At 35.7% G+C, this 12498-nt stretch carries 6 protein-coding genes; all 6 read left to right on the plus strand.

Annotated features, from left to right (window positions below):
* Nucleotides 1–365: 365 nt before the first annotated feature.
* The 6 genes from HMPREF9423_RS04155 (at nucleotide 366) to HMPREF9423_RS04180 (ending at nucleotide 12455) form a co-directional block, all read left to right on the plus strand.
* On the plus strand, nucleotides 366–1847 hold the full coding sequence (locus HMPREF9423_RS04155; RefSeq protein WP_006148073.1) for an oligosaccharide flippase family protein: 1482 nt from the start codon (nucleotides 366–368) through the stop codon (nucleotides 1845–1847).
* A gap of 14 nt (nucleotides 1848–1861) precedes the next feature.
* Nucleotides 1862–2668 carry a LicD family protein gene (locus tag HMPREF9423_RS04160; protein WP_006155578.1) on the plus strand — a complete coding sequence of 269 codons (807 nt, stop codon included), beginning with the start codon at nucleotides 1862–1864 and terminating at the stop codon, nucleotides 2666–2668.
* A gap of 100 nt (nucleotides 2669–2768) precedes the next feature.
* Complete coding sequence (locus tag HMPREF9423_RS04165) at nucleotides 2769–5138, plus strand: MBL fold metallo-hydrolase (protein ID WP_006148075.1); 2370 nt, start codon at nucleotides 2769–2771, stop codon at nucleotides 5136–5138.
* Nucleotides 5139–5403: 265 nt separating this feature from the next.
* Nucleotides 5404–6141 (plus strand): adaptor protein MecA, encoded by a 738-nt coding sequence (gene mecA / locus HMPREF9423_RS04170; protein WP_006148076.1) that lies wholly within the window; start codon nucleotides 5404–5406, stop codon nucleotides 6139–6141.
* A 151-nt stretch (nucleotides 6142–6292) separates the two neighbouring features.
* A complete protein-coding gene (locus HMPREF9423_RS04175) occupies nucleotides 6293–6856 on the plus strand; it encodes a TIGR01440 family protein (protein ID WP_006148077.1) in 564 nt (187 codons plus the stop codon).
* A gap of 1 nt (nucleotide 6857) precedes the next feature.
* On the plus strand, nucleotides 6858–12455 hold the full coding sequence (locus HMPREF9423_RS04180; protein WP_006148078.1) for a ZmpA/ZmpB/ZmpC family metallo-endopeptidase: 5598 nt from the start codon (nucleotides 6858–6860) through the stop codon (nucleotides 12453–12455).
* Nucleotides 12456–12498: the final 43 nt, after the last annotated feature.

The raw sequence follows: 12498 nt of genomic DNA on the forward strand, positions 1-12498 counted from the left end.
TAATTGACAGATAATTGCAAATTTTCAATTTCACTAGATTGCTGATAAAAGTTAGTTGTTCGTATTACAATGCTAACGTATAGATTACCTAAGTTTAGAGTCATCACTCAAGAAAGTTTTCAATCCGTAGTAGAATTAATGATTAAGATAAAAAATCAAATCCGCTGTGGAGACGTCATATATTTAAGGTAGTCATAATTCTCATCTCACTATTAAAATACAATTCAATACATCCTAAAAACTTTGAGTAGTTAATTGTATGTATTTTAAAAAAATCTACGAGACTCTTCTTTTGAGGTTTTTTATATCAGTATATGCTATAATGGTAATTAGAATTTCATAGAGTAGAGAGGAACAATTTTTCCATGAAAAGTATTAAACTGAATGCTTTAGCATATCTAGGGATTAGAATACTAAATATTATATTCCCTCTTTTAACGGGTACATATGTGGCTCGTGTATTAGATAAAACATATTACGGTTACTTTAACTCTGTTGATACGATACTTTCATTTTTCTTACCTTTTGCTACATACGGAGTATATTCATATGGTCTACGAGGTATAAGTAACGTAAAAGATAATAAAAACGAGGTCAATAAAGTATTCTCCCAATTATTTTTTCTCTGTGTAGTCTGTACAAGCTTATGTATCGTAGTATATGTATTTGCCTATCCTCTATTTTTTGAGAATAACCCAGTACTTAAAAAGGTTTACTTAGTAATGGGAATTCAATTAATAGCACAAATGTTTTCCATAGAGTGGGTGAACGAGGCGTTGGAAAATTATGATTTCCTTTTTTATAAGACAGCTTTGATTCGAACTATTATGCTAGTTTCTATGTTTATATTTGTAAAAGAAGAAAAGGATATTATACCTTATACACTAATCATGAGTTTATCGACTTTTATAAATTATTTGATTAGTTATTTTTGGATAAAAAGAGATATAAAATTAGTTAGAATAGATATCAAAGATTTTAAACCACTATTTCTACCGCTTACTGCTATGCTTATTTTTTCAAGCGCAAATATGCTTTTCACTTTCCTTGATAGATTATTCCTAGTTAAAATTGGTGAAGAATTATTTGTTACATATTATACAATGGCTCAGAGAATAGTTGGCGTTATAGCTGGTTTAATTACGGGAGTTGTAAGTGTAAGTGTGCCGAGACTGAATTATTATTTAGGAAAAGGTGATAAAACTTCTTATTACAATTTAGTAAATAGAGGTAGTCGTATGTTTATGTTTTTCATTATACCTATAAGCCTTGGATTAACAGTAATAGGAACTGAAACAATACTAATATACGGAAGTGAAAAATATGTTGAAGGAGGGATGTTAACTTCGCTATTTGCATTCAGGACAATTTTCTTATCTTTAGATATTATTTTAGGAACTCAAATTATATTTGCTCATGGCTACGAAAAACAACTAACTATTTTCACTTTATTTTCTGGTATTATAAACATCCTACTAGATAGTCTATTGTTTATGAACAATATTTCAAAACCAGAATTGTACTTGATAACTACAATGGTTTCTGAAGTTATTTTATTAATAATCTATTCAAGATTTATTATAAAAAAACAATTAATATCATTAAAAAATATATTCCATTACACTATGCGTTATTTTGTGTTTAGTCTCACCTTTATACCGATTTACTATACAGTTAATATTATTAATCCTACAGAAATGATAATAACTTCAAAATTAATTATGAATATAGTTATTATTATTATTCTATCGATAACAAGCTATACGTTTTTATTATATATAACTAATGATGCTATCTTACAAGAAGTTTTTGAGTATTTCAAAAAAATCAAAAAGAAATTTTGTTAATTTTGGAGAAGAAAATGAAAAAAATAACGGTAGAAGAAGCTAAAAATATTGAATTAGAGATTTTATCATATATAGATACTTTTTGTAAAAAAAATGATATAGAATATTTTCTTAATTACGGATCTCTTATTGGGGCTATTAGGCACAAAGGTTTTATACCTTGGGATGACGATATCGATATTAGTATGACGCGTGAAAATTATAACAAATTCATAAAGTTGTTTGAAAAAGAGAGTTCAAAGTATAAACTACTTTCATTAGAAACTCAAAAAGAATACTATAATAACTTTATAAAGATAATAGATCCATCCACTGTTATAGATAACACAAGAGTATATACAACTTATCCCACGGGTGTATTTATTGACATATTTCCTATGGATACCTTTAATGATAAAAAAATTATGAAATTATTTTATAGATTGGATAGTTTAAGATTACTAGCATCAAGCAAGAGAAAGAATATTATATACAAGGACAATCGTATTAAGGATGTTATAAGACAAGTTATTTGGTTCTTATTACTGCCAATATCACCGAGAATTTTTGCTATTTTTATGGAAAAACTTACGAGTAAATTCTATGATCCAAATGGAAAATATATAGCTTTTCTTTCCTCAAAGTTAGGAGAAAGAGAGATATTTGAAAGAGAAATTTTTGAAGGAATAATAACTGTAGATTTTGAACATCTTAGACTACCAGCTCCTAAAAATTATGATTTCATTTTAACTCAATATTATGGTGATTATTTGCAATTGCCACCAGAGGAGGAAAGAGAATTTGGACATGAGTTTGATGTGTACTTAATTGAAAATAAGTAAAAAATTTAATTAAAAGCGAGAGCTCGAATCTACATTTCTTGTATAGAGCTAGTAGCTCATATCGAAAATAAAATCACTAGAAAGAAAGTGTGATCCGCAGATGAATTTGAAACAAAAAAAATTAATCCTATTAATCTTTGTACTTTTCGCTATTGCAGTAAGTCAATTACAAATTGTACAAGCAAATATAATCTCAACTGCTTCTGGAAACCGTATACATTTCATTAATACAAAAGGGGCAACAGGGAGTGACGCCATTATTTTAGAAAGTAACGGACATTACGCTCTAATTGATATGGGAGAGGATTATGATTTTCCAGATGGTAGTAATCCACGATATCCAGCTCGTTTTGGTATTAGTACAAACAATGGATATGTCTTAGAAGATAGACTTTTCCGACATATGAAATACTTAGGTGTAAAAAAACTTGATTTTATCTTAGGAACTCATGTTCATAGTGATCATATTGGTGCTGCTGATGAAGTTCTTAAACGTTATCCAGTAGGGAAACTTTATCTAAAAAAATATACTGATGAAAGGATAACCAGTAAATGGCGCTTGTGGGATAATCTTTTCAATTATGATAATGCACTTAAGACAGCTCGTGAAAAAGGAGTGACTGTTGTTCAAGATATTAAGGCTGAAGATAGTCGTTTCAAATTGGGTGATATGGATATTCAGCTCTACAACTATAAAAATGAGTATGGTCCAGATGGTAAATTGAAAAAAGTCTATGATGATAATTCTAATTCATTGGTTGCAGTAGTAACTGTAGCAGGAAAAAGAATTTATCTTGGTGGTGACTTAGATAATGCTGAAGGGGCAGAGGATAAGCTAGGTCCTGTGATTGGCAAGGTAGATATGATGAAATGGAATCATCACTATGATGCTAAAATTTCAAATACTCTTCCATTTCTAGATTCACTAGCACCAAGTACGGTAGTACATACATCATCATCTGATGCAAACCTGGCTTCAACAAGAGACTATCTGAAAAATAAGAATATTCAAGTAGTTCATGCATCTAGTCAAACTAAGGATGCGACAGTATTTAATATCAGTAATACTGGCTTTACTAATGTTTCTGATTCCTTCCCAAATATTCCGACAGTTACTGAAAAGTGGTATAAGGAAGATGGCTACTGGAAATATCGTCTATCTGATAATCAAATGGCTATCGGATGGAAAAAAATTAATGGGGTCTACTATTTCTTTAATGGACAAGGTCAAATGCAGGCTGATAGATGGCTTCATCTGAAAGATTCTAAAGAAAAAATAGATGGAAACTGGTACTACCTCAAGAAAGATGGAAGCATGCAGGAATCAGGTTGGTTTAAACATGATGGGGCTTGGTACTATATCACATGGTCTGGTGCTAGAACATACAATGAACTAGCTGAAATTGGTGGTCAAAAATATCTCTTTGATAAAGATGGTAAAATGCTGACTGGCTTACAAGTCTTTAATGGCAAGAAGATGTTCTTTGCAAGTAATGGTAGCTTACAGGCTCAAGGAAGGGCTTCTAGTTGGCAAAAGATTGGGGTAAGCTGGTATTATTATGATGGAGAAGGTGTTCCTTCAGTTGGTCTGAAAAAAATTAATGGAAAGACCTACTACTTTGACAACTATGGAATCATGAAAACTGGCTGGGTCTTCCTTGATGGTCATTGGAACTATTTTACTAGCGATGGGGATATGAAAACTGGCTGGGTCAAAGACAAAGATATCTGGTATTATCTAGATAAAGACGGTGTCATGCTAACAGGCCTTCAAGAGATTAATGGTTCTCGCTATTATCTCAATGCAAGTGGCGCTATGCAGACAGGTTGGAAATGGCTCGATAACCATTATTACTACTTCGTAAGCAGTGGAGCCATGAAGACAGGTTGGCTCAAAGATAAGGACGTCTGGTATTATCTAGATAAAGACGGTGTCATGTTAACAGGCTTCCAAGAAATCGATGGTTCTCGCTATTATCTCAATGCAAGCGGCGCTATGCAGACAGGTTGGAAATGGCTCGATAACCATTATTACTACTTCACAAGCAGTGGAGCGATGAAGACTGGCTGGTTAAAAGATAAGGACACGTGGTACTATCTAGATAAAGAAGGTATCATGCTAACAGGCCTTCAAGAGATAAATGGGGCACGCTATTACCTCAATGCAAGTGGTGCCATGGAAACTGGTTGGAAACAACTGAATGGTAACTGGTACTATTTCCAAACAAATGGTTCTCTCCTAAGAAATGGAACAAGTCCTGACGGGTACAAGCTCAATGCAGATGGAATTTGGACGACTGTTACAACCGAGGAAACAACTCAGGAACAAACTGTGGCAAATAGTCAGGGGCACAATTTCGAAACAACAGAAGTTGAGAGAACACAACAAACAGAAAGCTCATCTGTTACGTCTGAGGAAAAAAATCAATCTACTGAACCTAAGACACAAACGAGCCAAGAAAATAATTAAGTTTCTAACTGATTTTTAATTAAATTTTTCTACAATAAAAACACCTATAAAGCTCAAGTTTTATAGGTGTTTTGTTAACTTCGTTTGATTTTTGCACGAACTCGATCAAGTGCATAGTGAAGTGTTTATCTTTGATAATAAAGAATTCTAAATCATAATTTAGTGTTCTATACTAGATATCAATGAACATTCCAACGCCATTCTTTTGATAAAATCATTTAAATCTTGTATAATAGATAGAACTGAAAGTATGAGGTTACGAACTATGAAAATGAAACAAATCAGTGATACCACACTAAAAATCACTATGTCTTTAGAAGATTTGATGGATCGTGGAATGGAAATCGCAGACTTTCTCGTTCCACAAGAAAAAACAGAAGAGTTTTTCTATGCTATTCTGGATGAGTTAGAGATGCCAGACAGTTTCTTGGATACAGGTATGCTTAGCTTCCGAGTGACACCGAAGCCTGATAAGGTCGACGTCTTTGTAACCAAGTCTAAGATTGACCAAAATTTGGATTTTGAGGATTTGGCAGACCTTCCTGACATGGATGAACTAGCAAAAATGTCTCCAGATGAGTTTTTGAAAACATTAGAAAAAACCATGGCAGAGAAAACTAAAGAAGACATTGAAGCTATCCAATCTCTAGAGCAGGTTGAAAAAGAGGAAGAAGCGGCGATTGATGAAATTGCTGAGGTGGATGAAGGGAAAAGAGAACCTTATATCTACTACATCCTACGCTTTGACGACTTAACTAGTTTGGTTTCTTTTGCGAAAACAGTTGATTACCAAATGGAGACTTCAGAACTTTACAAAATGAACGACCAATACTATCTAACAGTCTTGGTTGATGTAGAAGATCATCCAAGTCTTTATCCAGCTTGGTTATTGGCTCGCATGCGTGAATTTGCTGATGATAGTGATATTAGCCGATCAGTTCTCCAAGAATACGGTCAAGTCATCATCAATCACGATGCCGTCCAAGGACTCCAAAAAGTATAAATAGATATATAAATGAGACAGAGATGGACATTCTCTGTCTTTTTTAATTTTAAAAGAAATAGAGAACAGTTGATAAGAAGTGAAACCATGTCCCTAGCTTGCTAAAATGATGAAAAAACGATATCATAGAAGGAAGTAAGCGAGGTAGAGCATGGACCAAGAACATTTACAAAAAGAGGTAGAGGAAATCCTAGAAGATGTATTAGCAAAAGCTTCTCTCCAAGAGGGAGCTCTCTTTGTTTTGGGCTTATCTTCCAGTGAGGTGATAGGAGGACACATCGGGAAAGCCTCTAGTCAAGAAATTGGGGAATTAATTGTTAAAAGAATCTTAGAAATCTTATCAGCTAGAGGAATCCACCTAGCAGTTCAAGGGTGCGAACATGTTAATCGGGCCTTGGTAGTAGAACGAGAGGTTGCAATCAAATACAATCTTGAGATTGTTAGTGTTCTTCCGACACTGAACGCTGGAGGATCAGGGCAATTGGCAGCCTTTCGCTATATGAAAGATCCAGTTGAGGTCGAATTTATTAAAGCTGATGCAGGACTCGATATTGGAGATACAGCTATAGGGATGCATATCAAGCATGTTCAAGTACCGATACGTCCAGTTTTGAGATCAATCGGCCAAGCCCACGTAACTGCCCTCGCTAGTCGTCCAAAACTGATTGGAGGGGCGCGTGCCCAATACCCACAAGATTATATTAGGAAATTGTAAAATGGAAAAGAAACAAATTGAAAAGGTTATAAAATATTCTATTAGAAAGTTCTCTATTGGAGTCGGTTCTGCTGTCATCGGAGCCGTACTTTTTGGTGCTAACAACCTCTTGCTTGATCCAGTAGTGGCTAATGAAGTTTGTGAGCCAAATCAGGTACACTATCGTTATTTAGCAGAGCAAGAGCTAACAGAAGCTGAAAAGGCCCTTATTCATAAGGAACTTCCTTCTGATTTAAAACAAGATGATGTTGTTTATCTTGTTTACCGAAGGAAAGCCACTATTTCTCAGGAATTACCAAAAACTGGAAGTAAAGAATTAGCACTTGCTGGCCTTGGCCTTACGACGGCATCGCTAGCTGTTTTGGTAATTTCAAAGAAAAATCGTAATAAGGTTGCGGGTCTTCTCGTGATTGGTGCTTTAGGTGGAAGCTACTTTATTCCTCAAACGGCCTCAGCCTTTGAGAATCAAATCTTGAAGTCCTATAATCAGACAATCGCTGTATGTAGCCAGGAAGAATTAGCTAAAGGTGTCATTCAAATTGAGGGATATGAATATGTTGGCTACTTCAAGGAAGCTGATTTTAACCCATCACTACGTGAAAAAACACAAACTGAGAATCCTTCAAATCCAGTGACTGAGAAGCTGGAGACAGCCAAGGGTACTCAAGAAGAAGGTCATGTAGGCGAATCTCCAATCCAACCTGAACTCCCAGCCTATACAGGAGAAGTAACAGCCAAGGGTACTCAAGAAGAAGGTCATGTAGGCGAATCTCCAATCCAACCTGAACTCCCAGCCTATACAGGAGAAGTAACAGCCAAGGGTACTCAAGAAGAAGGCCATGTAGGGGAATCTCCAATCCAACCGGAATTCCCAGCCTATACAGGAGAAGTAACAGCCAAGGGTACTCAAGAAGAAGGTCATGTAGGCGAATCTCCAATCCAACCTGAACTCCCAGCCTATACAGATGAAGTAACAGCTAAAGGTACTCAGGAAGAGGGACACGAAGGTGAGCCTCTCATTCAACCGAGCTTGCCAGAATACACTGTGACAGAGTCAACTGTGACAGAAACAGAAACTGTTACAATTCCATATTCTACAGAATACCTATCGGATTCTAATCACTATACAGACGAAGAAAGTGTTGTTCAAAAGGGTGAAGCTGGTAGTCAACTCATACATCGTGTCTATAAAACTGTAGATGGGGAGAAAGTTGGTGAAGCTATCACCACTAGTACGGAAGTTGTTAAGGCTCCTGTAGCTGAAAAAATCAGTCGTGGAACCAAACCAATTGAAGGCCAAACCGAAGAAGTTTCTGTTGAAGAAGTTCCTTATAAAACGATAATGGAACAAGATTCTAGTCTACTCAAGGGAACTGAAACAGTTGCTCAGGTAGGTAAGAATGGTAAGAAGAAAATTACCAAAGTCTACAAAACTATCAAGGGTGTGAAAACTGCAGATGCACCTACTGTTTCAGAAGAAGTTCTTGAACAGGCACAAGACCACATTATCAAAAATGGTACTAAGGAATTAGAAAAACCTACTCTAACATTAACTAAAGTTGATACAGAAGAATTGAATCGAAGTGCAAAAGCAACTTATAGCCTTAAAAAACCAGATGGAGTGACTATCAAGTCTATTCAAGCAGTGTTGAAAAAAGGCGATCAAGTTATTAAGACATTTGCTATTTCAGAGTCTAATCTTGCAACAGCTTTAGCTGATCTAGATTATTACAAGGATTATACACTTGCGACGACTATGGTGTATGATCGTGGTAATGGTGACGAGGAAGAGGTTCTTAAGGAAGAACCATTGAGAATCGACCTTAAAAAAGTTGAAGTCAAAAATATTAAGGAAACAAGCTTAATCAGTGTGGATGATCAAGGTAATGAGACCGATAGTAGTCTCTTGTCCGAGAAACCATCGAATGTTAAGCCTTACTACTTAAAAGTTACGACTTACGATAACAAGGTTACGAAACTAGCTGTTGATAAAATCGAAGAAGTTACTGTAGATGGAAATAAACTTTACAAGGTAACTGCAAAAGCACCAGATTTGATTCAACGTACTGCAGAAAATCGTTTCACTGAAGAGTATGTACACTATTTGCCTAAACCAAAAGCTCATGAAGGTGATGTGTACTACGACTTTAATGAACTTGTAAAAGCTATGCAAGCAAATCCTACTGGTACCTTTAAGCTTGGTAGCAATATGAATGCTAATAATGTACAACCGGCTGGCAAATCTTATGTAACCAATGCCTTTAAAGGTTCATTAGGAAGTACTGATGGTAATAAATTTGCTATTCATAATATCACTAGACCATTATTTGGAAACATTGAAGGTGGTTCTGTTAAGGATCTCTTACTGGAAAATGTCAATATTGATATGCCTGGAGTTGATCGAGTAGCTCCAATCGCTAATGTTATCAAAAACAATGCAACTATCGAAAATGTCAAAGTAACCGGAAGTGTTGTTGGTAACAATGATGTAGCTGGTATTATCAATAAAATTGATGGTAGTGGAAAAGTAAGTAATGTTGCCTTTATCGGTAAACTTCACGCTGCTGGCAATAGAGGAGGCTATTTAGCTGGTATTCTTGGTGAAAACTGGAAGGGTGTTGTTGAGAAAGCATACGTTGATGCTGAAATTACTGGTAATAAAGCAAAAGCTGCAGGACTAGTCTATTCATCTCAAAATGGTGCTAATAACAACACGGTCGGTAAAGAAGGAGTCCTAAGAAATTCAGTTGCTAAAGGTTCTATCGAACTGAAAGAAGCTGTTCAGTCTGGTGGATTGCTAGGAACCAACTGGGCTTTAGGTGCTATTGAAGACAACATCACCATGATGAAAGTCAAAACAGGTGAGATGGTGTTTGGTCACTCAGATATTGATGCTGACGACTACTTCACCTATTCAAGAACCAAACGTAATTATAGTGTTGATGATGTGAGTGAAGGTAAAAAATCCTTTAACAATTCACGTAAAATTCCAAGTATCTCACTGGCTGAAGCCGAGAAGAAAATTGAAGCAATGGGAATCACTGCTGATAAATTTACCAGCAGCAAACCTATTGAAGACAAGCTTAATAACAGTCTAAACAAAGACGATCAGTACAAAGCAATTGATAGTTATGATGCGACTCGTGAGCTAGCTTACCGTAATATTGCAAAACTTCAACCTTTCTATAACAAAGAGTGGATTGTAGACCAAGGTAATAAATTAGCTGCAGGAAGTCCTCTCTTGACTAAAGAAGTATTGTCTGTAACTGCCATGAAAGGCAATACCTTTGTGACGGAATTAGCTGATGCTGATCAAATTATGATCCACTATGCAGATAAGACAAAAGACATCTTTACCATTTCACCTAAAGATTCAAAAGTGAAACAAGTGAAAGAGTACGGTATTGCAGAACTTGGTGAAGTTGTTTACACTCCGAACATGGTTGACAAGGACCGTAGTGATCTCATCAATGCTATTGTTGAAAAATTAAGTCCTGTGGAATTACAATCTGACCCAATCTACACGCACCTTGGTAGAACTGGTCCAAACAAAGTTAATGCTATTAAGAACCTTTATCTTGAAGAAACCTTCAAAGAAGTTAAGGATAATCTTACTAAATTTGTGAAACAGTTAGTTGAAAATGAGGATCATCAATTAAACACAGATGAGGCTGCTAAACGTGCTTTGATCAAGAAAATTGATGATAACAAGGCAGCGGTTCTTCTTGGTCTATCTTACCTGAACCGTTATTACGGAGTGAAGTTTGATGATTTCAACATCAAGCAACTCATGTTGTTCAAGCCAGACTTCTATGGTAAGAACGTCAATGTATTAGACCGTTTGATTGAAATTGGTTCAAAAGAAGACTATGTCAAAGGTACTCGTACACATGATGCCTTCCGTGAAGTAGTTGCTAAACATACTCTTTCTGGCAACCTAAATGACTTCCTCAAATATAATATGGAACTCTTCACAAAAGATACAGACTTGAATGATTGGTTCATAAAAGCAACTAAAGATAATGTCTATATCGTGGAGCCAAAAACAACAAATCCTGATTTTGCAGATAAGAAACATAGAGCTTACGAAGGCTTAAATAATGATATGCATGGCAAGATGATTTTACCACTTTTGAACTTAAAAGATGCCCATATGTTCTTAATTTCAACCTATAACACCATGGCCTATAGTTCATTTGAAAAATATGGTAAGAACACTGAAGCAGAGCGTAATGCCTTCAAAGCTGAAATTGATAAGGTTGCGAAAGGGCAACAGAATTACCTAGATTTCTGGTCACGTCTATCTCTGGATAAAGTCCGTAATCAACTCTTGAAGAGCAACAACATGGTTCCAACACCAGTTTTGGATAACCAAAACTATAAAGGTATCAGTACCGACCGTTATGGTCATACAAATGGTGGTAAAGATGTGGCACCTATCCGTGAATTGTATGGACCTACAGACCGTTACCATGCGACTGATTGGCGTATGGGAGCTGTTGCTCGCGTTTATGCGAATCCATATAAGGATGATTCTGTCTTCTTTATGGTGACGGACATGATTAGTGATTTTGGGGTATCTGCCTTTACTCACGAAACGACTCACGTAAATGACCGAATGGTTTACCTAGGTGGCTCAAGACACCGTGAAGGAACAGATCTTGAAGCATTTGCTCAGGGAATGTTACAAACCCCATCAGTATCAAATCCAAATGGTGAATACAAAGCCCTAGGTCTCAACATGGCTTATGAACGTCCAAATGATGGAAATCAATGGTATAACACCAATCCAAATGACCTTAAATCACGTGACGAAATTGATCGTTACATGAAGGGCTATAATGACACTCTCATGCTTCTAGATTATCTTGAAGGAGAAGCTGTCCTCAATAAAGCAAATCAAGATTTAAACAATGCTTGGTTCAAGAAAGTAGACAAACAGTACAGAGGAAACAATACAAAGAATCAATTCGATAAGGTTCGACCTTTAAGTGATGACGAAAAGACTATTCCTTTGCATACAGTAAATGACCTCATTACCAACAACTTTATGACCAATCGTGGACCTGGAAATGGAGTCTATAATCCATCCGACTTTGGTTCAGCCTATGTTACTGTACCGATGATGACGGGTATCTATGGTGGAAATACCAGTCAAGGTGCTCCTGGAGCTATGTCATTCAAACATAATACTTTTAGAATTTGGGGTTACTATGGCTACGAAAAAGGCTTCCTAAACTATGCTTCTAACATGCTAAAAGCTGAATCTAAAAAAGCTGGTAAAGATACTCTAGGTGATGACTTCATCATTAACAAGATTTCTGAAGGAAAATTCAACAATCTTGAAGATTGGAAAAAAGCTTACTTCAATGAAGTTGTAACAAGTGCCAAAAATGGAATTCAATCTATTGAAATCGATGGTAAAACATACAATAGCTATGAAGACTTGAAACGAGCATTTGCTGAAGCAGTTGATAAAGATAAGGCTACTCTAAGTAAGGGCTCTGTTAAATTTGACAACACCGTATCACTTAAAGAAAAACTCTTTAAGAAACTTCTTCAACAAACAGATAGCTTTAAAACTTCTATCTTTAAATAATCAATTGACTCTCACCTGCTAAGCAGGTGGGAGTTTTTTGTGT

The organism is Streptococcus infantis ATCC 700779 (assembly GCF_000187465.1).
GTDB classification, from domain to species: domain Bacteria; phylum Bacillota; class Bacilli; order Lactobacillales; family Streptococcaceae; genus Streptococcus; species Streptococcus infantis.